The sequence below is a fragment of the Streptomyces fildesensis genome (genome assembly GCF_016107395.1).
Taxonomy (GTDB): Bacteria; Actinomycetota; Actinomycetes; order Streptomycetales; family Streptomycetaceae; genus Actinacidiphila; species Actinacidiphila fildesensis.
The window spans coordinates 25,411-46,811 of sequence record NZ_JAAIKO010000041.1 but is presented as its reverse complement, the minus strand read 5'-3'; the positions used below and the strand labels follow the sequence as shown (position 1 = coordinate 46,811).

At 70.8% G+C, this 21,401-nt stretch carries 17 protein-coding genes and 2 pseudogenes; 9 read left to right on the top strand and 10 right to left on the bottom strand.

The features are described from left to right. Positions 1 to 36 precede the first annotated feature (36 nt). The 3 genes from C6N31_RS34135 to C6N31_RS34125 are packed head-to-tail and all read left to right on the top strand — an operon-like array spanning position 37 to position 3,733. Positions 37 to 1,275 (top strand): acetyl-CoA acetyltransferase, encoded by a 1,239-nt coding sequence (locus tag C6N31_RS34135; protein WP_198358981.1) that lies wholly within the window; start codon positions 37 to 39, stop codon positions 1,273 to 1,275. Then, positions 1,265 to 2,746 carry a carotenoid oxygenase family protein gene (locus C6N31_RS34130; RefSeq protein ID WP_198358980.1) on the top strand — a complete coding sequence of 494 codons (1,482 nt, stop codon included), beginning with the start codon at positions 1,265 to 1,267 and terminating at the stop codon, positions 2,744 to 2,746. The genes C6N31_RS34135 and C6N31_RS34130 overlap by 11 nt, the downstream gene beginning before the upstream one ends. Before the next feature lie 21 nt (positions 2,747 to 2,767). Then, the gene (locus C6N31_RS34125) at positions 2,768 to 3,733 is read left to right on the top strand and encodes a winged helix-turn-helix transcriptional regulator (RefSeq protein ID WP_138353439.1); all 966 of its coding nucleotides are present in this window, start codon (positions 2,768 to 2,770) and stop codon (positions 3,731 to 3,733) included. A gap of 37 nt (positions 3,734 to 3,770) precedes the next feature. Here the strand turns inward: C6N31_RS34125 and C6N31_RS34120 are convergent, their stop codons facing one another. Next, positions 3,771 to 4,445, bottom strand: a complete 675-nt coding sequence (locus tag C6N31_RS34120; RefSeq protein WP_198358979.1) for a M15 family metallopeptidase — start codon at positions 4,443 to 4,445, stop codon at positions 3,771 to 3,773. A 144-nt stretch (positions 4,446 to 4,589) separates the two neighbouring features. Continuing rightward, the gene (locus C6N31_RS34115) at positions 4,590 to 4,958 is read right to left on the bottom strand and encodes an MFS transporter (protein ID WP_138353441.1); all 369 of its coding nucleotides are present in this window, start codon (positions 4,956 to 4,958) and stop codon (positions 4,590 to 4,592) included. A 132-nt stretch (positions 4,959 to 5,090) separates the two neighbouring features. Here C6N31_RS34115 and C6N31_RS34110 point away from each other — a divergent pair. Further along, positions 5,091 to 6,151 (top strand): annotated as a pseudogene (locus C6N31_RS34110) (ABC-2 transporter permease). Between the two features lie 118 nt (positions 6,152 to 6,269). Continuing rightward, positions 6,270 to 6,647, top strand: coding sequence for a hypothetical protein (locus tag C6N31_RS34105; RefSeq protein WP_232486000.1), 378 nt, complete (start codon positions 6,270 to 6,272; stop codon positions 6,645 to 6,647). Positions 6,648 to 6,710: 63 nt separating this feature from the next. Here the strand turns inward: C6N31_RS34105 and C6N31_RS34100 are convergent, their stop codons facing one another. From C6N31_RS34100 to C6N31_RS34080, 5 genes are all read right to left on the bottom strand, one after another. Then, positions 6,711 to 6,878: a hypothetical protein gene (locus C6N31_RS34100; RefSeq protein WP_187144744.1), complete on the bottom strand. Its 168-nt coding sequence runs from the start codon at positions 6,876 to 6,878 to the stop codon at positions 6,711 to 6,713. A gap of 383 nt (positions 6,879 to 7,261) precedes the next feature. Continuing rightward, a complete protein-coding gene (locus tag C6N31_RS34095) occupies positions 7,262 to 8,293 on the bottom strand; it encodes a LacI family DNA-binding transcriptional regulator (protein ID WP_244808979.1) in 1,032 nt (343 codons plus the stop codon). Between the two features lie 183 nt (positions 8,294 to 8,476). After that, on the bottom strand, positions 8,477 to 9,457 hold the full coding sequence (locus C6N31_RS34090; RefSeq protein ID WP_138353442.1) for an ABC transporter substrate-binding protein: 981 nt from the start codon (positions 9,455 to 9,457) through the stop codon (positions 8,477 to 8,479). 69 nt (positions 9,458 to 9,526) lie between these two features. Next, on the bottom strand, positions 9,527 to 10,654 hold the full coding sequence (locus C6N31_RS34085; RefSeq protein ID WP_138353443.1) for an ABC transporter permease: 1,128 nt from the start codon (positions 10,652 to 10,654) through the stop codon (positions 9,527 to 9,529). 23 nt (positions 10,655 to 10,677) lie between these two features. Beyond that, positions 10,678 to 11,451, bottom strand: a complete 774-nt coding sequence (locus tag C6N31_RS34080) for an ATP-binding cassette domain-containing protein (protein ID WP_164292761.1) — start codon at positions 11,449 to 11,451, stop codon at positions 10,678 to 10,680. Positions 11,452 to 11,730: 279 nt separating this feature from the next. Here C6N31_RS34080 and C6N31_RS34075 point away from each other — a divergent pair, with 279 nt between their 5' ends. From C6N31_RS34075 to C6N31_RS34060, 4 genes and pseudogenes are all read left to right on the top strand, one after another. Next, entirely contained in the window at positions 11,731 to 14,934 is a 3,204-nt protein-coding gene (locus C6N31_RS34075) for a GH92 family glycosyl hydrolase (protein WP_198358978.1), read from the top strand. A 335-nt stretch (positions 14,935 to 15,269) separates the two neighbouring features. Continuing rightward, positions 15,270 to 15,977, top strand: a pseudogene (locus C6N31_RS34070) (ferritin-like domain-containing protein); the annotation flags it as partial. A gap of 91 nt (positions 15,978 to 16,068) precedes the next feature. Then, positions 16,069 to 16,731 (top strand): hypothetical protein, encoded by a 663-nt coding sequence (locus C6N31_RS34065; RefSeq protein ID WP_307811575.1) that lies wholly within the window; start codon positions 16,069 to 16,071, stop codon positions 16,729 to 16,731. 137 nt (positions 16,732 to 16,868) lie between these two features. Then, on the top strand, positions 16,869 to 18,395 hold the full coding sequence (locus C6N31_RS34060; RefSeq protein ID WP_198358977.1) for a carotenoid oxygenase family protein: 1,527 nt from the start codon (positions 16,869 to 16,871) through the stop codon (positions 18,393 to 18,395). A 23-nt stretch (positions 18,396 to 18,418) separates the two neighbouring features. On the opposite strand, the gene C6N31_RS34055 is transcribed toward C6N31_RS34060, so the two are convergent. Genes C6N31_RS34055 through C6N31_RS34045 form a run of 3 tightly spaced genes read right to left on the bottom strand, consistent with a single transcriptional unit; the run spans position 18,419 to position 21,380 of the window. Continuing rightward, a complete protein-coding gene (locus tag C6N31_RS34055; protein WP_138353492.1) occupies positions 18,419 to 19,258 on the bottom strand; it encodes an ABC transporter ATP-binding protein in 840 nt (279 codons plus the stop codon). A 44-nt stretch (positions 19,259 to 19,302) separates the two neighbouring features. After that, a complete protein-coding gene (locus C6N31_RS34050) occupies positions 19,303 to 20,337 on the bottom strand; it encodes a FecCD family ABC transporter permease (RefSeq protein WP_198358976.1) in 1,035 nt (344 codons plus the stop codon). Beyond that, a complete protein-coding gene (locus tag C6N31_RS34045; RefSeq protein ID WP_138353448.1) occupies positions 20,334 to 21,380 on the bottom strand; it encodes a FecCD family ABC transporter permease in 1,047 nt (348 codons plus the stop codon). The genes C6N31_RS34050 and C6N31_RS34045 overlap by 4 nt, the downstream gene beginning before the upstream one ends. Positions 21,381 to 21,401: the final 21 nt, after the last annotated feature.

Sequence of the window (21,401 nt, the reverse complement as noted above, 5' to 3'; positions counted from 1 at the left end):
ACTCTGTTAGTTGTAGCATCGCATCGGAGGTGACGGATGAACACATGGGTGCTGGGCGGTCATCAGACGGATTTCGCCCGCAACTGGGCGCGGGCCGGGCTGGAGTTCTCCGATCTGGTGCGGGAGGTGGTCGACGGGACACTGGCGGACGCGGAAGTGGAGCCCGAGGACATCGGCGTCATCCACGTCGGCAACGCCTTCGGCCAGCTCTTCACCGGCCAGGGCCAGCTCGGCGGGATGCCCGCGACCGTGGAGGACCGGCTGTGGGGTGTGCCCGCCTCGCGCCATGAGGCGGCCTGCGCCTCCGGCGGGATCGCGGTGCTCTCCGCCATGGCCGATCTGGAGTCGGGCCGCTACGACTGCGCGCTCGTCATCGGCGTGGAGTTGGAGAAGACGGTGCCCGGCGACGAGGCGGCCCGCCACCTGGGCGCGGCGGCCTGGACCGGGCACGAGGGCCAGGACGCGACCTTCATGTGGCCGTACATGTTCTCCGCGCTCGCCGACGAGTACGCGGCGCGGTACGGCCTGGACGACGCCCATCTGCGGGCGATCGCCGAGCTCAACTACCGCAACGGGCGAACCAACCCCAAGGCGCAGACCCGCGACTGGAAGCTCACCGAGGCGAGCTTCACCGCCGACGACCACGCCAATCCCGTCATCGAGGGCCGGGTGCGCCGCCAGGAGTGCAGCCAGATGACCGACGGCGGCGCGGGCGTCGTCCTGGTCTCGAACCGCTGGCTCGCGGACCACGCGCCCGCCGGGCGGCGCGCGCGGAAGCCCGCCAGAATCGCGGGATGGGGACACCGCACGGCCGGACTGCCGCTGCGACAGAAGACCGACCGCAGCGCGGGGGAGCCGTACGTCCTCCCGCATGTGCGCCGGACGGTGCTCGACGCCTTCGGCCGGGCCGGAATCGGTGGCATCGACCAGGTCGACGGGCTGGAGACGCACGACTGCTTCGCCATGTCCGAGTACATGGCGATCGACCACTGCGGCATCACCGCGCCCGGACAGAGCTGGCAGGCCGTCGAGAACGGCGACCTCGAGATCGGCGGCCGCATTCCGGTCAACCCGAGCGGCGGACTGATCGGCGGCGGCCACCCGGTGGGCGCCACCGGCGTTCGGATGCTGCTCGACGCGAGCCTTCAGGTCACCGGCCGGGCCGGCGGCTACCAGGTCGACGGAGCACGGCGCTTCGCCACACTCAACATCGGCGGGAGCACGACCACCACGGTCGGCTTCGTCGTGGAAGGGGAGGAAACCCATGGACGTTGAGATCGTCGGGCGCGCCCTGTCGACGCTGCCGGAGGACGACGACCACCCGTACCGCACCGGACCCTGGCGGCCGCAGACGACCGAGTGGCGGGCGGACGATCTGGAGGTGACCGGTGAGATCCCGGCCGACCTCGAAGGCGTCTATCTGCGCAACACCGAGAACCCCGTGCACCCCGCGATCTCGCTGTACCACCCCTTCGACGGCGACGGCATGATCCATGTGGTGGGCTTCCGGGACGGAAAGGCCTTCTACCGCAACCGCTTCGTGCGCACCGACGGCTTCGCGGCCGAACAGGAGGCAGGGAAGGCGCTGTGGGCGGGCATCGCCGAGCGGCCCGCGCTGTCGCTGCGCGCCGACGGCTGGGGTGCGCGCACCCGGATGAAGGACGCCTCCAGCACCGACATCGTCGTCCACGCCGGCCAGGCCCTGAGCAGTTTCTGGCAGTGCGGGGACCTCTACCGGCTGGACCCGCTCACCCTGGAGACCATCGGCAAGTCGCCCTGGGCACCGGACTGGGGCGTCTCCGCGCACACCAAGGTCGACGAGCTGACGGGCGAACTGCTCTTCTTCAGCTACGCCACCGAGGCGCCCTATCTGCGCTACGGGGTGGTCGGCCCGGACAACCGCCTCAAGCACCTCACCGACGTCCCGCTGCCCGGCCCTCGCCTGCCGCACGACATGGCGTTCACCGAGAACTACGCGATCCTCAACGATTTCCCGCTGTTCTGGGACCCGGCCCTGATCGCCCAGGGCAAGTACGCCTCCCGCTTCCACCGCGACCTGCCGAGCCGCTTCGGGGTCGTCCCCCGGTACGGCACCGAGGTCCGCTGGTTCGAGGCCGACCCGACGTACGTCCTGCACTTCGCCAACGCCTACGAGGACGGCGACGAGATCGTCATCGACGGCTTCCACCAGGGCTGCCCCGAACCGGCCGACCCCCGCGGGGAGGGCGTCTACCAGCGGATGTTCCGGTTCCTGGCGCTGGAGCGGATGGAGACCCGGCTGCACCGCTGGCGGCTCAACCTGGTGACGGGGCAGGTGAAGGAGGAGCGGCTCAGCGAGCGGTTCACCGAGTTCGGGATGATCAACCCGAACCTCGGCGGACAGCCGTACCGCTACACGTACGCCGCCACCCAGCGTCCCGGCTGGTTCCTCTTCGACGGCATCGTCAAGCACGATCTGCACACCGGGAGCGAGGAGCGGTACGCGCTGCCCGAGGGCGTGTACGGCAGCGAGACGGCGATGGCCCCGCGCCCCGGCGCGACCGCGGAGGACGACGGCTACCTTGTTACGCTGACGACGGACGTGAACGCCGATCGTTCCGAGTGCCTCGTCTTCGACGCGGCGCGCCTCACCGACGGGCCGATCGCCCGGGTGCGGCTGCCGGAACGGATCTCCAGCGGAACGCACTCGACGTGGGCGGCCGGCTCCGCGCTGCCGGGCTGGCACGACGGGAAGAGCATGCTGTAACGCGAACGCGGAAGGAGCCGAGTGGACGACGCCGCACCGACCGAGCTGCCGCCCGGCGGGCAGAACGCGATCGCGGTGGCACTCGGCCTGCTGGGCGACGAGTGGACGCTGCTGATCCTCCGCTACGCGCTGCAGGGCGTCCGCCGGTACCAGGACTGGCACGACCGGCTGCCGATCTCCAACGCGGTGCTGACCGCCCGGCTCGCCCGGCTGACCGACATGGGGCTGCTGGTGCGCGATGCGTACCAGCAGCGGCCGGTCCGTTACGCGTACCAGCTGACGCCGCGCGGGCGGGAGATCCGGCCGGTGCTGGTCTCGATCTGGGGCTGGGAGTACCGCTGGGTCGACGCCCACAGCGAGCGGCTGCCGTGGATGCGGCATCGCGGCTGCGGGCAGCACATGGAACCCGTCATGGTGTGCGGCGGCTGCGAGCAGCCGGTGCGTCCGCGCGACGTGAGCAGCGTTCTCGGCCCGAGCGGAGCCGCCGGACGCTCCATCCCGTCGGGCGCCACCCGGCGGCGCAGCGCCGCGGGCGCGGAGGGCGGTGCCGGGCTGTTCCCCGAGACGATGTCCCTGATCGGCAACCGCTGGTCGGTCGGGCTGCTCGGCGCGGCGTTCCTCGGCGCGCACCGCTTCGGCGAGTTCCAGCAGCGGCTCGGCGCCCCGCCGGCGATGATCGCCGACCGGCTGCGGACCTTCTGCGCGCTGGGCGTGCTGGAGGCCCTGCCGGGCGAACCGGGCCGCGGCTCGTACCGGCTCACCGCGAAGGGCCGCGCCTTCTTCCCCGTCGTGATGACCCTGATCGACTGGGGCCAGCATTGGTTCCTGGCCCCCGAGGGACCGGCCCTGCTCTCCACCCACCTGGGCTGCGGCGCGGACTTCGCGCCGGGGCTGCTGTGCGACGGATGCCGTCAGGTGCTGTGCGACAGCGACGTACAGGTCATCGGCGAAGAACCGGCCGCGGCCGTCCCGGCCCGGGCCAGGTGACGGGTCAGGTCCTCATGCGTCGCTCGACCCCGGCCGGTCACAGGCTTCGGCCGTTCCGGGAGAAGTGCTGGTAGTCGGGGTTGTCCCAGCGGCCGCCCCACTGCCAGCCGATGGCCTGCATGGCGCTGTGCACGACATCGCCCGGCCGGATCATCCCCGGTACGGACCGGTCGCGGTTCAGGAACTCGGCCGCGTCGCTGGGGTGGACCTGGCCGTTGACGTCGACATAGGGGTTCTCGACGGTGTTGATGTCGATGGCGTCGCCGTAGGAGTGCTGCGACTCCGTCCCCGGATCCCCGGTGACCTGGCGGCAGTTGAAGGCCGAGGTGTTGTCGGCCCGCATCGCGGCCTCGTCGTCGCCGTGGAAGTCGGCCATCACCTGCATCCGCGCGATGGGGAAACGCGCCGCGAACGCCTTGGTGAAGACGGCCACCACGGGATCGACGACGTTCTTGTGGACGATCAGTTCGCCGGCATGCACCGTCCCGTCGTAGCCCCAGTAGTTCATCCGGATCAGCCGCAGGTCGTCCGGTCCCACCGGGCAGCCGGCGCGGTAGGTGTCGACCAGCTTCTCCATGGGGACGGCCTCGACGGTGGCGTCGAGGGACGGTTCCGGCGCGGCGGACGCGGTCGCCTGGGGCCAGCCGCCGAGAAGCGCGGCGGTCAGTGCCAGCGCCCCGAGGCGGTGGGCCGTGCTTCGAGAAGGTCGCATGGGAGGAGGGGTACCAGGGAGGCCGGTGGTCAATCGGCTGCGGTGGCCGGGTCGCCCGTGCGGCGCACCTCACCCGGCCGCGGTGACCCGAACGGCCCAGCGCGGAGCCGGTCGGGCCGGGGCCGGGCCCGTTCAGCGGCTGCCTCAGTGGCCGCCGCGGAATCTGGTGGCGGGCGCCAGAACCATCACCGCGGCAGCCGACACGATGAGGACCGCGGCGGCGATCCATCCGGTGGTGTCGAAGGCGTCCGTGAACGCGGTCCTGGCGGCTTCCGTGAGCGCGGTGCCCTCCGGCCCGCCGAGTTGTCCGGCGGCCACGACCGCCTCGCCCAGCGAGTCCTTGGCGGTCTCCGCCACGCTCTCCGGGACACCGGCCGGGACCACGAGATTGCCGTGGTGGAAAACCGTGGCCAGGCTTCCGAGGAAGACGATGCCGAGCACGTTGCCCAGCTCGAAGCCGGTCTCCTCGATCGCCGCCGCGCCGCCCGCTCGGTCGGCGGGAGCCGATCCCATCAGCAGTCAGCCGCCGCTCTGCGTCCGGTGCCGCGTGACCGGTGCGCGGGTCCGTTCGATCCGCGCACCGGTGAGTCCCGCTTGGCCCACTCCAGCGGGTGCGTGGGCTGCGGTCGCGCCTAGCGTGGCGGTATGGAAGCCGAGCACGGTGCGCAGGGTAGGGCGCGTTCTCTTTCTGAGGGGTGGAGGGCGTTCAAGCGGTCGCCGTTTCTTCCTGCTGTGGTGCTGGTCTTCATCGTGGCGGCGGCGGCCGGGCTCTTCGCCGGGGGTCTTATTGCTAGGCGATGGCCAACCCGACTCCGCACCGGATTCCCACGGCGGTGACGGGGAACTCCGACAAGGGCGAGGCGTTCGTGGCCGGCATGGAGAAGGCACTCGGCGCCTCGCTCGTCGTACGGCGTTATGCGACCTACGACCAGGCGGTCGGGGCCATCGAAGACCAGAAGGCCTTCGCGATCATCGAGCTCCGACCTGCGGCGGTGCGGCTCGATACGTCCGGTGCGGCCGGTGCGTCGGTCTCCCGGCTGCTGACGGCCGCCGCGCCGAAGGTCGGTGCCGTGCTGGGGACCCCGGTGACGGTGCGGGACATCAGACCGCTGCAGTCCACCGACCCGCAGGGGCTCGCGCTGTTCTACATCTCGCTGGCCGCCGTCATCATCGGCTTCGTCGGGGCGATCCAGCTGAGTGTGCACGCCAGGGCGCTCAACGCGGGGGAGCGGATCGCGTTCACCGCCCTGTACTCGGCCCTCGGCGGATTCGTCATCTGCGCGGTGGTGGACTGGCCGCTGGGCGTGCTGGACCTGCCGTTCGCGCAGTCCTGGCTGATCCTGGCACTGACGATGTTCACCTCGGGCATGGTCTTCACCATGTTCAACACGCTCGTCGGGCGGTGGGCGATGATCCCGACCTGGGGCCTGATGGTGCTGCTCGGCAACCCGTCGTCGGGCGGCGCGGTGTCCTGGCCGCTGCTGCCGTCCCCGCTGGGGCACATCGGCCGGTGGCTGCCGCCGGGCGCCTCGGTGAACGCCCAGCACAACGCCATCTACTTCGCGGGGCACCAGTTCGTCTTCCCGTACCTGGTGCTCATCGCCTGGAGCACGGTGGCCGTGACGGTCTTCACTGTCTGGCGGAACCGCCATTCGGGCGGCCGGGAGCACAACCCCCTGCACGCCACCGCGCCGGCCGCCACCTAGCGGTTCCCGGACTCCCGCGGGCCCGTCAGGGCAGTCGCGCCGGGGGTGGTCGTTGATCCACTTGCCGTGCGGGGCGTGCGGGTGTGACCTGGAGGGAGACAGCGGAAGGAGTTCCGTCATGGCCGCTTCCACAACCGTGCCGGTACGGCACCAGGGCTCGCTCGGGGTGGCACTGCCCGTGACGCTGGGCGTGATCTACGGCGTCTGGGCGGTCTTCATCGCGCGCGGGGGCGAGGGGCTCACCGCCGGTGACATCGGGCTCGGTGTGGTGGCCGGTCTCGCGTTGGCCGTGCTGTGCTTCCTGCTCGGCAGAACGCAGAAGGCGCTGCCGCGCGAGCTGCGTGCCGCCGCCTACGGGACGCTGACCGGCTGCTCGGTCGGATTCCTGCACAGCCTGACCGACGAGAGCATCCTCAGGTGCGTCGGCATGGGCATCTTCTTCGGGGCGGCGGCCGCGGCTGCCTCGTACTACATCTTCTACACGCACGAGCCCTGACCGCTGTCGGTTCCGGGTCCGGTCCCGGCGTCGCGTACGCGGCGCGCGACCTGGACCCGGTTCTCAGGCGCGCAGATACGCCGGGTCGGTGACCACATCGGAGAGATAGAGCGTGACGATCCGCTTGGCCGAGGCGAGCATCGCGGGATCGCCGAGGGGGTCGGTCCTGAAGGCCAGTTGCAGGACGGCGTCGGCGGCCGTCACCCCGGCCCGGCCTCGTCCTGCGAGCACCGGCACAAAACATGAACGCGTGTCGCGTTCGTATTCTTAGGGGACGGCCCGGGCCGGCGTCAAGGGCTGTGCGTGGGGCGCCGCGCGGCGGAACGGCGTCGCGGCGGGATCGAGTTGGTGGCAGGGCGATGCATCGGCGTATGGCCGGTTCTCAACCTTGCGGGCAACGATCGATGTTTTGCGTCAAGTCATGGACTTGCTGCGGCTCGGCTCGTAGGGTCGGAGATGTCTGGACCAGACGTGCGTGTCATCAGCCCGAGCGAGCGCGCACAGCGCACCGCGTTCCGGGCATGCGCCGCCTGATCGTCCGTCATCCGGGTGGGGGCCCGGCGGCGGACCGGTGTGGGCCGTGCCTCGGTGAGGTACGGCCCACACCCGGTATGTCAGACGGGCCTGCGCCCGGCGGCCGGAGTCTCGCCGGAGCCGCGGACGATGAAACGGGTCAGCAGGATCACCGAACGCGGCGCCGAGCGGTCGCCGTCGATCCGCGAGAAGAGCAGGTTCGCCGCGGTGCTGCCGAGCGCCACCGGGTCCTGGCTCACCACCGTCAGCGGCGGGCTCAGCCGCTCGGCGAGCGGGAAGTCGTCGAAGCCGACGATCGCGATCCGGTCGAACAGACCGCCCTCGGCCTGGCCGAGACCGTCCATGACACCGATGGTGATGAGGTCGTTGCTGGTGAACAGCGCGGTCGGCGGGTGGCGCAGGGCGCGCAACTCCGCCAGCGCCGCGGCCGCGTCGGGCTGGGAGCGCAGTTCGTGCCGCACCAGTTCGGGATCCTCCGTCACCCCCCGGGCCGCCAGGGCCTCCTGATAACCCGCGTAGCGCTCGCGCTGGGTCCAGATGCCGAACCGGTCACCGAGATAGGCGATCCGGGTGTGCCCGTGGTCCAGCAGATGGGTGACGGCCCGGTTCGCCCCGGCGCGGTTGTCGACGGTGACGGTGTCGACCGCCAGCCCCTTGGCGGGCCGGTCGACACAGACGACCCGGGTGCCGCCCTCCATCGGCTGCTTGAGGAATCCGTGACTGCCGATGGTCGGCACGAGGATCAGCCCGTCGACCTGCCGGGCGCAGAACGCCGCGACGACCTCCTGCTCCCGGCGCGGCTCGTCGTTGGTGCTGCCGACCAGGACCAGATAGCCGCGCCGGTGCGCCTCGTCCTCCACGGACCGCGCCATCAGGGCGTAGAACGGGTTCGCCAGATCGTCCACCACCAGACCGATGGTGGACGTCCCCAGGTTCTTCGACCGCAGGTTCCGCGCGTTGTCGTTGCGCTGGTACCCCAGCTTCCGCACCGCCTGCTCGACTCGGGCCGTGGTGTCCGGGGACACGGCCGACTCGCCGGATATGACACGGGAGACCGTCATCGGACTGACTCCCGCGGCGCGGGCCACGTCCTTCATCGTCGGGCGCTTCACGGGCCTCCTCATCGACGGGTTCCGGTGCGGTGCCGGAATCCGACGCGTGGTTGATGGCCGGCGGGACCCTCCGCACTCCCCGCGTGCGGTCCGGGCACCGGCGGCGCCAACGTTACCCACCCATGCCGCCGGGACCGGGGGCGGGACCGGGTGAACCCCCAGGTCCCGCCGCCGGCCCGGGAATCAGCAGGCGGACTTGTAGAAGTACTTGGTGATGGCGGGATCCGTCATGTTCTCCTTGGTGATGGCGACCATGGGAGTTCCGATCTGCGCGGTCACCTTCTTGCCCTGGATCGCGGCCAGCGCCTGATCGACGCCCTGGGTGCCGATGCCGCCCGGGTCCTGCGCGACCAGGACGTCCAGGGTGCCGTTCTTGAGCGCGGTGATCTCGTCGGGTTCCGCGTCGAACGCGGCGACCTTGACCTTGCCCTGCTTTCCGGCGGCCTGCAGTCCGGTGGACACGCCCTGGGCGGTGTTGGTGTTGCCCGCGAAGACGCCGCCGAGGTCGGGGTGCGCGGCGAGGGTCGCCTGGATCTGCGACGCGGCCGTGGCCGGCAGGTCGTTGTCGTACAGCACCGGAAGCAGCGTGATCCCGGTGTGGTTGCTCTGCATCTCCTCGGTGAAGCCCTTGATCCGGGCATCGGTGGTGGAGACCCCGGGCTTGACACTGATCACGATGGCCGAGCCCTTGTCGCCCATCAGCTGCGCGAGGGCCTTCGCCGCGGCTTTGCCGCCGGCCTCGTTGTCGGAGGAGATCCGCGAGACGCCCACCGAGGCCTCGGTGACCGAGGTGTCGACGAGTACGACCTTGGTGCCCGCGCCCTGGATCTGCTGGAGCGAGGGGGTCAGCGCGGTGCTGTCCACCGGGGATATCAGCAGGCCGTCCGGGTGGGTGGCGGCGACCGAGTCGATGATCGGCCGCTGCACCGCAACGTCCCACTGCGCCGAGCCGTTGGTCTTGAGGTCCACGCCGACCTTCGCGGCCTCGGCCTGGGCGGCGCACGCCATCGTGATGTAGAAGGGGTCGCTCTTGACTCCGGTGATCAGCTGGATGGTCTTCTTCCCGGAGCCGGATGACCCGTTGTCGTCGCTGCTGCAGCCGGCGGTGGTGGCCAACACGGCCAGCACCGCGCAGCATCCGGCGAACTTCGTGGCTCTGTGCATGGCGGAGATCCTTCTGTGAGGGTGCGGCCCGAGGGGGAGCAGGGGAGGGGGAGTGCGCGGGGACCGCGGTCAGCCGCGGTCGCGGCTGCGCCTGCGGAACTGGTCGAGGTAGACGGCGAGGACCAGGACCACGCCGATGGCGACGTCCTGCCAGTACTGCTGGACGCCGATGATGATCAGGCCGGTGGTCAGGACCGCCGGGATGAAGACACCGATCACCGTGCCGAGCACCGAACCGCGCCCGCCGAAGAGACTGGCGCCGCCGAGCACGACCGCGGTGATGACCTTGAGGTTGTCGGTGGAGTGGCCGGCGATGGACGTGGTGCCGAAGTAGGCCAGCCACATCACGCTGCCGAGCCCGGCCAGCAGTCCGGCCAGGGCGTAGACCAGGACGAGATGCCGGTCCACCGCGATGCCGACCCGGCGCGCGCCCTCCGCGTTGGAGCCGATCGCGTACGTGTAGCGGCCGAACCGGGTGTAGGCGAGCACCAGGCCGAACAGGACCGTGGTGCCGAACGCGATGACCACCAGCCAGGGGATCTGCCCGAAGAGCTTGCCGAACCCGATGCTGTGCTGCAGCTTGCCCGACACGGCCCCGGTCAGGTCCTGCCCGCCGGTGATGATCTGGGCGAGCCCCAGGGCCGCGCCGAAGCCGCCGAGGGTGACGATCAGCGGCGGCACCTTGGCCTTGGCCACCAACAGCCCCTGGACCGCGCCCCACACCAGCCCGGTGGCCAGGGCTATCAGCGCGGCGACCGTGATGGTGCCCCAGCCCGACTCGGCGCCGCCGTGGTGCACGGTGTACTCGCCGGACAGCACAGCGGCCAGCACGAGGACCGAGCCGACCGACAGATCGATCCCGGCCACGATGATGACGAAGGTCATGCCGACGCCGAGCACCAGGTAGATGGCGGCGTTGGTGGCTATCTGGGTGATGTCGTACTGGGTGAGGAAGGTGCCCGGCGCGGCGATGGTGAAGAAGGCGACCAGGAGGACCAGGACGCCGAACGTCCAGGCCTCGTTGACCGCCGCGATGCGCTTCGCCCAACCCGGCACGGTGAACCGCGGCCTCGGGGGCACGGGCGAGCCTTCCTCCGCGGGCACGGGCGAGCCGTCCCCGGCCGGTATCGGGGACCCGGTGGGCGCCGGCTCCCCGGCTCCCGTCTTCTCCAGCCGCGGCTTTCCTGTATCCGTCATGTCCTGTCCCGCCGTCTCCGACTTCACGCTGCGCCACCGTTCGACGCCGGGTCCAGTGCCCCGGTCATGGCGCCGACCAGCTCCTCGACCGACGACTGCGCGGCGGTGAACCGCGCCACCCGGCGGCCGAGCCGCAGTACCTCGACGCGGTCGGCGACCGACAGCACCTCGGGCATGTTGTGGCTGATCAGGACGACGGCAATACCGCGGTCCCGGACCCGCCTGATGGTGTCGAGCACCCGCCCCCGCTGCACCACACCGAGTGCGGCGGTGGGTTCGTCCATGAAGATGATCCGATTGGCGAAGGCGACCGCCCTAGCCACCGCGACCGACTGGCGCTGACCGCCCGACAGGGACGCCACGGGGACGCCCACATCCTGCAGATCGACCCCGAGTTCGGCGAAGGCCGCGACGGCCGACCGGCGCATCGCCGCCCGGTCGAGCACATGGAGCCGTCCGAGCAGACCGCCGCGGAACAGCTCCCGGCCCAGATGCAGATTGGCCGCCGCGTCCAGGTCCGGGGCGAGCGCCAGGTCCTGGTACACGGTCTCGATGCCGTACCGCCGGGCGTCCAGCGGGCTGGTCAGCCGCACCGGCGCGCCGTCCACCAGGATCTGCCCGCCGTCCGGTCTGATGGTGCCGGACAAGGTCTTGACCAGAGTGCTCTTCCCGGCGCCGTTGTCGCCGATGAGTGCGACGACTTCGCCGGGCCACGCGGTGAAATCAGCGCCCTGGAGAGCCTGGACATGACCGAAGTGCTTGGTCACCCCCCGCGCCTCCAGGAGTGGTTCTGTCATCGAGAAGCCTCCCCGGGCCTTGGTAACGTTCTCAGCGATTCCCGGATTGTGGGGGTGGCCTGATGTCGTGTCAATACTCTGCGCACAGGTGCGATTTAGCCGCCCAGGTCCGGACAATCTCGCGATTCGCGGCGCAGTGAGCACTCTTGACAGGGAATCAGGGACACGTCAAGAATCCTGTTTCGATTGATAACGTTCACATGCACTTCGAGCATCCTCCGTGCCTTCAGGACGCTGGCCCCGCGGCGAGCGGCCTCCCCCACGACAAGGTGGTTCTCCGTGCTCCGATCGCATTCCGTCCGGCACTGTGCTGCCCCGGGCGTCAATCCACCACCCGAACGGGCGACCCCGCTGCTGAGACTCGGTGTGGCCTTCTCCTGCCTGCTGCTGACCGCGGTCGGCGCGGTCGCGTTCGCCTCGCCCCCGGCGCACGCCGCCGTGTCCAACCCGACCCAGTACGTCGACCCGTTCATCGGCACCGACGACAGCACCGCGCCCAACCCGGTGCCGGGCGGCGCCGGCGGAAGCACCTATCCGGGCGCCGTGGTCCCGTTCGGCGGCGTCCAGCTGAGCCCGGACACCCCGACCGCCTCACCGTCCGGCTACCGCGCCTCGGACACCACCATCGAGGACTTCAGCGCCACCCACTTCGACGGTGCGGGCTGCTCGAACAACGAGGACCTCCCGATGCTCCCGGTCACCGGAGCGCTCGGCGCCTCACCCGGCACCAGCTGGACCAGCTACGCGTCCGGCTACACGAAGGCGAACGAGGCCGCCGCGCCCGGCTACTACAAGAACCGGCTGGACAAGTACGCCACCAACGTCGAGCTGACCGCGACCACGCGCACCGGCATGGGCAAGCTCGTCTACCCGGCCGGCACCACCTCCCGGCTGTTGATCAACACCAGCCGCAGCGCCACCGGCAACCGCAGCGGCTCGGTCCAGATCAGCGGCTCGGAGGTCAGCGGCAGCGTCACCGCGGGCGGCTTCTGCGGCTCGTCGAAGACGTACCAGATCTTCTTCGACATCCGCTTCGACAAGGCCCCCACCGGCTTCGGCACCTGGAGCGGCGGCACGGTCACCGCGGGCTCGGCGAGCGCCAACGGCACCAACACCGGCGCCTATGTCACCTTCGACACCACGGCCAGTCAGAACGTCCAGTTCAAGGTCGCCCTGTCCTACGTCAGCGTCGCGAACGCGAAGACCAACCTCACCACGGAGAACAACGGCTGGGACTTCAACGCCGTACGCACCGCGGCGGACACCTCCTGGAACCAGATCCTCAACCGGGTCCAGGTCTCCAGCGGCGGCGCCACCGAGCTGCAGAAGTTCTACACCTCGCTCTACCACGTCTTCCAGAGCCCGAACATCTCCAGTGACGTCAACGGTGACTACCGCGGCTTCGACGGGGCGGTGCACAACTCCGCCCACCCGGTCTACCAGAACTACTCCGGCTGGGACATCTACCGCTCCTGGGCGGCCCTCATCGCGCTGATCGCGCCGACCGAGGCGAGTGACATCGCCAAGTCCATGGTCCTCGACGGCCAGCAGGGCGGCCTGCTGCCCAAATGGTCGCAGCAGACGAACGAGGACTTCGTGATGACGGGCGATCCAGGACCCATCATCGTGAGCAGCATGTACGCCTTCGGCGCCCGTGACTTCGACACCGCCGCCGCGCTGACACTGATGGAGAAGTCCTCCAACGGCGGTACCACCCAGGGCACCGCGATCCGCGGCCGGCAGTCCACGTTCACCAGCCTGCACTACATCAACGGTGACCCGTCGGACTCGCTGGAGTACTCGGCCTCCGACTTCGCGACGGCGCAGTTCGCCAAGTCGCTGGGCAACACGACGAGCTACAACACACACATGACGCGCGCCCAGTGGTGGCGCAACACGTTCAACACCGAGTCGGGTTTCGTGCACCCGCGCAACAGTGACGGCAGCTGGCCCTGGCCCCTCGACCCGGCCAGCCAGTCCACCTTCACCGAGGGCAACGCGGCCCAGTACACCTGGATGGTCACCTACGACTTCGCCGACCTCATCAACTCGATGGGTGGCCGGCAGACCGCCGTGCAGCGACTGGACCACCACTTCACCGAGGTCAACGCCGGGCAGAGCCGGCCGTACTACTACATCGGCAACGAGCCGGAACACGGTGTGCCGTGGGCGTACGACTACGCCCGGCACCCGTCCGGCGCCTCGGACGCGGTGCGCAAGGTGATGACCGAGTCGTTCACCACCGGACCGGGCGGACTGCCCGGCAACGACGACCTGGGTGCGACCTCCGCCTGGTACGTCTGGGCGGCGCTCGGCATGTACCCGGCCACCCCCGGCGCCGACACGCTCGCCGTGCACGGCCCGACGTTCCCCTCCATCACGATCCAGCGGGCCGCCGGGGACATCACCATCAACTCCTCGGGCTCCGGGAACTACGTCCAGGGCCTGAGCGTCAACGGCACGTCCACCAGCCACAATTACCTGCGCTACCCGGACGTGGCGGGCGGCGGGACGCTGAACTACACGATGGGCGGAACGCCGAGCGCCACCTGGGGCACCGGCGCCAACGACGCGCCGCCGTCCTTCCAGGACGGCGGGACCTCGGTCCCGGCCGCTCCCGAACTGGGTGCGAATCTCGCCCAGGGCAAGCCGGTGACCACCGCCTCGACCCCCTGCGCGGCGGCGGAGTCGGCGGACAAGGCCGTCGACGGCACGCTGAAGAACAACAGCAAGTGGTGCACGAACTCGACGAGCCCGGCGATGCAGGTCGACCTCGGTTCCGTGCAGACGGTCTCCTCGTTCGTCCTCAAGCACGCCGGACTGGGCGGCGAGAACACCGCCTGGAACACCGGTGCCTACCAGATCCAGACCAGCACCGACGGCACGACGTGGTCCACCGCGACGACCGTCACCGGTTCCCGGTCCAGCAGGACGTACAACACCATCGCCGCCCGGCAGGCCCGCTACGTCAAACTCGCCGTCACCACACCCGGCAACAGCGGAGCCACCGCCGTGCGGATCTACGAACTCGAGGTCTACGGGGGCGGCAGCAGCGGCCCGGCCAACCTGGCGCTGAACCGGCCCGCCACCGGGTCCGCCTCCTGCAACACCACCGAGACACCTGACAAGGCGGTCAACGGCAGCGTCTCCGGAGGCAACACCGACAAGTGGTGCTCGGGCGCCGCCGGAACCAAGACCCTCCAGGTCGACCTCGGCGGATCGCACGCGCTGAGCTCGATCACCGTGCGGCACGCCGGCGCCGGCGGGGAGTCGGCGGGCTGGGACACCAAGGACTTCGATCTGCAGGTCTCCACGGACGGCACCACCTGGACCCCGGTGGCCCAGGTGCGCGGCAACACCTCCGACGTCACCAGCAACCCCTTCACCGCCACCGCCCGCTACGCCCGTCTCGCCGTCATCACGCCCACCCAGAACACCGACACCGCGGCCCGGATCTACGAATTCGAGGTCTACGGCACCTGATCAACCGTCCTTCCGAGCCCCGGTCGTCGACCGACGACCGGGGCTCCGCCGCGCCCTCACTTCGAACGTGATGGAAGGAGTTGCGGCCTCCACCCCCCTCCATGAGGCTGGGCACCGCCGACCGAGCAACCGTTTCAGGACAGCGGGGGAAGGGTCGGCAGGCCGGCGGGGGGACCAACACGGGGGTGTGGTCCACCCGCCCGCGCCTTTGCGGCCGACGCCCGCCTCCGCGTCATGCCTCCTGCGTGCCGGGTTCGGTCCGCCATAGGATTTGAACACGTTCAATGTTATGTTCCTCGTCATCGCACCGGAGATGACGCATGAGCGGGGGCAGCATGAGCGTGACCACATTCGCCGGCTGGACACGGGGATTCGAGGCCGAAATCGAGCGCCGGCGCGCACAGGGCGAACCGGACTGGGCGGCCGGCGCGAGCCTGCCGGGGCCGCTCGCGCGCAGCCTGCAGCGCTTCCAGGTCGGCGAGGACGGCGACGGAGCGAATCTGATCCGCAAGGCCGACGAGGCCGGGGACCGCGACTACGCCGCTGCGGTCCGGCTGTTCGTGGCGGAGGAGCAGAACCACGCGCGACTGCTGGCGCTGCTGCTCGGCGCGGGCGGGATGCCGACCATCGCGGCCCACTGGAGCGACTCGGTCTTCGTCCGGCTGCGCAGACTGCTCGGCCTGAGACTTGAGTTGCTGGTCCTGATGATCGCCGAGGTCGTGGCCCTGCGGTACTACCGGGCCGTCAGCGAAGGCGCCGGGGACCCGCTGGTCGGCGAGGTCGCGGCGCGGATCCTGGCGGACGAGCGGCGGCACGTCCCGTTCCACTGTCTGCGGCTGCGGGAGGCGCTCGGCGTACTGCCCGGGGCGCTGCGCGTCCTCGTGATGACCGGCTGGCGGCTGCTGCTGCTCGGTGCCACCGTCGTCGTCGCCTGGGACCACGGGTCGGCGCTGCGCGATCTCGGGCTGCCGCGGCGCCGGTTCATCGCCGATGTCATGCGGTCGTCCTCGGACGTCGTCGCCGACATCCTGCCGAAATCGCCTTGCGGAGAATTGCCGCCGGGCGCCGGTCTGGGCTCATGGGAGACCACGGATGCAGTTGAAGGTGCGGGAGTTCCGGCCCCGGATCGGGCCGGTGGAGTACCGCGTCGTCCAGCCGTGGGAACCGCTGCGGCACACGGCGCTCGGCAATCCGGACGGGTACGGCTGTCTGATCGGTGACCATGAGGGGCTGGCGCGGCTCGCGGCGCTGTTCTCGTTCGCGGCGTACTCGCCCCGCACGATCGTGCATGTGCCGCTGCGCAAAGGCACGCCCCTGGGGGAGTACGAGAACCTCATCGAGAGCTGCGGCGGCCGGGTCGACCTGGTCCTGGTCCATCACTCGCTGGGACTGCGCGTCACGAAGTGGCCCGAGCTGCGGCGCAGGCTGGTCAACGGCAGACCGGTCACCGTGCGCACCGACGAGGCCCGGACCAACCGCGACCACGCCACCTGGCTGGAGCGGAGGAACGACGACGAGAACCGGGACTGGCTGCGTCCCGCCGTGCACGCGAGCACCCTCTTCCTGACCGGCAGCCGGGACGTCCTCGCCTCGGCCTCCACCCAGTTCGAGTTCGCGGCGGGACGGGGGCTGCGGGAGGAGAACGTTCCCAAAGGCCACTCGGTCCTGGTCTCCATGCTCAGTTGGGAGTTGCGGCCGGACCCGTCGGTCCACCGCATGCAGTTCGACATCTGCTTCAAGGCGCACCCGCCGTACGAGCACTTCCGCCGTCCGGGCCGGCGCCTGCCCGCCGCCTGACGCGGGGCTCGGACCCCACGCGCCGATAGGGGGTCCGGCACCACCATCGCCGGGTGCCCAACCCCACTGACCTGGCCGTCTTCCTGTCGCAGACTCGTGCATGTCAGCAAGTACGAGCGAGCACGGGGAGTCCAGCGATGAAGGGTCACACTCGACGGGACGTAGTACGCAGCGCGGCGATCGTGGCGGCGGGGGGTTTCGCGGCACAGCTGGTCGGCGGCGGGTCCGCCGGGCTGACGTCGGCCGGCGCGGCGACGAGGGCAGGGGCGGGTGGCGGCAGCAGCTTCCCGTTCCTCCAGGGGGCCTTCGCACCGGTGACGAAGGAGGTGGCGGCGTTCGACCTGCCGGTCACCGGCCGCGTCCCCCGTGAACTGAACGGCCGCTATCTGCGGAACGGCCCGAACGTACTCGGTCTCGAGGACCCCCGGGCGCATCACTTCATGCTCGGCGAGGGCATGGTGCACGGCGTCCGGCTGCGCGACGGCCGAGCCGAGTGGTACCGCAACCGCTGGATCCGTTCGTCCGGTGTGGCCAAGAAGCTGGGCGAGCCGTACCACGGTCCGGTTCCGGAGAACGACTTCGCGAACAACACCCATGTCATCGCGCACAAGGGCCGCGTGCTGGCGCTGCAGGAGAGCGGGCCGCTGCCCTACGAGCTCGACGAGGAACTCAACACCGTCGGCACGTACGACTTCGGCGGGACGTTGAACGGCCCGTACACCGCGCACACCAAGTACGACGCCCACGCCGGTGAGCTGCACGCCGTCACCTACTACCCGACGTGGGACCACATCCGGCACCTCGTGGTCGACCATGCGGGACGGGTGGTCAGGACCACCCGGATCCCGGTGGCGGACAGCCCGATGATGCACGACTTCGCGCTCACCAGGAAGTACGTGATCATCTTCGACATCCCCGTCACGTTCGACCCGGTGGCCGCGGAGGCGGGCAAGCTGGTGCCGTACATCTGGAACGACAACCATCCGTCACGGGTCGGGGTGCTGCCGCGCGACGGCGGGCGGATCCGCTGGTTCGAGGTGCCGCCCTACTTCCACTCGCACACCCTCAACGCCTACGACGAGGGCGACTCGGTGGTCGTGGACATCACCACCTACCCGGCCCCCTTCTACGTCGACGGGCGGGGCTCCGACGGTCCCTCGTCGTTCACCACCCCGTCACTGAACCGGTGGACCATCGACCTGGCGCACGGCCAGGTGCGGTTCGCCCGACTCGACGACCGCCCGCAGGAGTTCCCCCGGGTCAACGAGACGATGGTCTCCCGGCGGCACCGGTACGGCTACTCGGCGGCGGCCGCCGAGATGTTCACGGCCTACGAGACGGTCGACGGCGTCCCGCCCGACGAGTCGTTCAGCAACGCGCTGATCAAGCAGGACCTGGTCCGCGGCACCTCACAGGTGCACCGGCTGCCGAAGGACGCCGCGGCCGGTGAGGCGGTCTTCGTCTCCCGGCACGGCTGCGATCCGCACCCGACGGCGGCCGAGGACGACGGCTACACGCTGGCGTATGTGCACAACCCGGACCGCGGAGCGTCCGACCTGGTGATCCTGTCCGCGCAGGACTTCACCGGGAAGCCGCTCGCCCGCATCCATCTGCCGGCACGGGTGCCGCTCGGCTTCCACGGCAGCTGGGTCGCGGACGAGTGACCTCACCCTGACCGGGCCCCGCCTCAGCCGCTCACCGCCACGGGCGCCGCACCCGCCGTACGGGTGCGGCGCGCGGTGGGGACGACGAGCGGGGTGCCGGTCTCGGGGTCGCCGATGACCTGGCAGCGCAGCCCGAAGACCCGTTCCACCAGGTCCGCGGTCACGATGTCCCGCGGTGCGCCCTCGGCCACGACCTTTCCGTCCCGCAGCGCGATGAGGTGCGTGGCGTACCGGGCGGCGTGGTTGAGGTCGTGGAGGACGGCGACGAGGGTGCGGCCCTGCTGCTCGTGCAGATCGGCGCAGAGGTCGAGGATCTCGATCTGGTGCTGGATGTCGAGGTACGTCGTCGGCTCGTCGAGCAGCAGCAGCGGGGTCTGCTGGGCGAGCGCCATGGCGATCCAGACGCGCTGGCGCTGCCCGCCGGAGAGCTCGTCGACATAGCGGTCGGCGAGGTCGCCGACGGCGGTGGCGGCCATCGACTCGTCGACGATCCGTTCGTCGTCCCGCGACCACTGGCGCAACAGCCCCTGGTGTGGATAGCGGCCGCGCGCGACGAGGTCGGCGACGGTGATGCCGTCGGGCGCGACCGAGGTCTGGGGGAGCAGCCCGAGGATCCGTGCGGCCTTCTTCGCGGGGAGCGATCCGATCGCCTGCCCGTCGAGCAGCACGGAACCCGCCGTGGGCCTGAGCATCCGCGACAGGGCGCGCAACAGGGTCGACTTGCCGCAGGCGTTCGGGCCGACGATGACGGTGAAGGAGCCGTCGGGGATCGCGACCGAGAGGTCCTCGGCGATGACGCGCTCGTCGTAGGCGAGGGTGAGGCCCTCGGCGGTGAGCCGCGGGGCTCCGGCACGGTGCTGCATGGGGTCCTTCCCGGCGGGACGGTTGTCGGTGTTCTTCGCGGGTGTCATATCCGGCCCGCCTTGCGTTCGGTGACCAGCAGCCACAGCAGATAGCCGCCGCCGAGCATCCCGGTGACCACGCCGGCCGGCAGCAGGCGGTCGCCGAACAGCCGCTGGGCCGCCCAGTCGGCGCCGACCAGCAGCGCGGCGCCCATGCAGGCGGCAGCCAGGAGGTTGGGGCCGGCGGAGCGGGTGAGCCGGCGGGCGAGCTGCGGCGCGGTGAGGGCGACGAAGGCGACCGGGCCCGCGGCGGCGGTGGCGGCCGCGGTGAGCAGGACGGCGGCGGACATCAGCACCAGCCGGGTGCGTTCCACCCGGACCCCCAGCGCGTACGCGGCGTCGTCGCCCAGCTCGATCATGCGCAGCGCCCGGCCGCGGCCGAGCACCAGCGGGACGAGGACCGCGCAGGTGATGAGCAGCGGCCAGACCTGCGTCCAGTCCCGGCCGTCGAGCGACCCGGTCAGCCAGACGACGGCGCGGGCGGCGTCGACGTAGTCGGCCCGGGTGAGCAGATAGCCGTTGACCGCGCCGAGCACGGCCGCCGCGCCGATTCCGACGAGGACGAGGCGGTACCCGTGGATGCCGCGTTTCCACGCCAGCAGATAGACGGCGGTCCCGGTGACCAGCGCCCCGGCGAAGGCCCCGCCCGTGACGGCGTACGTTCCGCCGTGGAAGAGCACGATGACGGTGAGCGCGCCGGCCGCGGCGCCCTGGCCGAGACCGATCACGTCGGGACTGCCGAGCGGATTGCGGGAGACGCTCTGGAACACCGCGCCGGCGATGCCCAGGGCCGCGCCGACGAGCAGCCCGACCAGGACGCGCGGCAGCCGTACATCGTTGACGATGAACTCCTGGGCGGCGGTGCCGCCCCCGGTCAGGGTGCTGAGCACCTCACCGGGTGACATCGGGTAGTCCCCGGTGCCGATGAGCGCCACCGCGAGTGCCGCCGCCAGGACGGCGAGCAGCAGGACGACACCGGCGGCCCGGGTGTCGAGGCGGACCGACAGCCCGCCCCGGGAGCGCAGTACGGAACCTCTCACAGCTGGGCCATCCTTCGGCGGCGTACAAGGTGGATGAAGACGGGCCCGCCGATCAGGGCGGTGATGATGCCGGCCTGCAGCTCGCCGGGGCGTGCGACCAGCCGGCCGGCGATGTCCGCGCCGAGCAGCAGGACGGGCGACAGGATCGCGGCGTACGGAAGCGTCCAGCGCAGGTCGGGGCCGGTGATCGAGCGGACGATGTGCGGCACCATCAGACCGATGAAGACGATCGGCCCGCAGGCGGCGGTCGCGGCCCCGCACAGCAGGGTGATGGCGGCCATCGCCAGCACACGGGTCCGGGTCAGCGAGGTGCCCAGGGCCCGTGCGGTGTCGTCGCCGAGTGCGATCGCGTTGAGCGGGCGGGCCAGGGCGAGGGCGAGCAGCACTCCGGCGCCGATGAACGGCGCGACCTGGGCGACGACGGTCATGGTCGCGGACGCGAGCGAACCGACCGTCCAGAAGCGCATGGTGTCCAGGGCCGCGGTGTCCAGCAGTTCGACGGCGTTGACGTAGCCGTAGAGCGCGGCGGTGAGGGCGGTGCCGGCCAGTGCCAGCCGCACCGGGGTCGCTCCCCGGCTGCCGCCGAGCGCGTACACCAGGACCGATACGGCAGCGGCGCCGAGGAAGGCGAACCAGACGTACCCCGTCAGCGAGGTGACGCCCAGGAAGCTGATGGCCGAGACGACGGCGGCCGAGGCCCCGGCGTTGACGCCGAGCAGCCCGGGGTCGGCCAGCGGGTTGCGGGTCAGCGCCTGCATGATGGCGCCCGCCAGTCCGAGCCCGGCGCCGACCAGCAGCCCGAGCAGGGTGCGCGGCACCCGCAGTTCGCGGACGACGACATCGGTGCTCGTGCCGGTGCTGTGGAACAGCCCGTGCCAGACCTGGTCGAGCGGGATCGGTTTGGCGCCGGTCGCGACGCTCGCGACCGCGATCAGCACCAGGACGCCGGTCGCTGCGAGCAGCCCCGCGGCGCGGGTCGCGTCATGCCGCCGGGGGGCGGCTCTCTCGGCCGCCGGTGCGTGGGCGGGACTGTCTGCCAACATGCAGTTAGGTTAGCCTACCCT

Coding starts and splice junctions, on each gene's coding strand:
- C6N31_RS34045 (WP_138353448.1), bottom strand. CDS start 21,380: ATGTTGGCAGACAGTCCCGCCCACGCACCGGCGGCCGAGAGAGCCGCC.
- C6N31_RS34090 (WP_138353442.1), bottom strand. CDS start 9,457: ATGCACAGAGCCACGAAGTTCGCCGGATGCTGCGCGGTGCTGGCCGTG.
- C6N31_RS34105 (WP_232486000.1), top strand. CDS start 6,270: ATGGCCGCTTCCACAACCGTGCCGGTACGGCACCAGGGCTCGCTCGGG.
- C6N31_RS34135 (WP_198358981.1), top strand. CDS start 37: ATGAACACATGGGTGCTGGGCGGTCATCAGACGGATTTCGCCCGCAAC.
- C6N31_RS34060 (WP_198358977.1), top strand. CDS start 16,869: ATGAAGGGTCACACTCGACGGGACGTAGTACGCAGCGCGGCGATCGTG.
- C6N31_RS34130 (WP_198358980.1), top strand. CDS start 1,265: ATGGACGTTGAGATCGTCGGGCGCGCCCTGTCGACGCTGCCGGAGGAC.
- C6N31_RS34120 (WP_198358979.1), bottom strand. CDS start 4,445: ATGCGACCTTCTCGAAGCACGGCCCACCGCCTCGGGGCGCTGGCACTG.
- C6N31_RS34085 (WP_138353443.1), bottom strand. CDS start 10,654: ATGACGGATACAGGAAAGCCGCGGCTGGAGAAGACGGGAGCCGGGGAG.
- C6N31_RS34080 (WP_164292761.1), bottom strand. CDS start 11,451: ATGACAGAACCACTCCTGGAGGCGCGGGGGGTGACCAAGCACTTCGGT.
- C6N31_RS34055 (WP_138353492.1), bottom strand. CDS start 19,258: ATGCAGCACCGTGCCGGAGCCCCGCGGCTCACCGCCGAGGGCCTCACC.
- C6N31_RS34115 (WP_138353441.1), bottom strand. CDS start 4,958: ATGGGATCGGCTCCCGCCGACCGAGCGGGCGGCGCGGCGGCGATCGAG.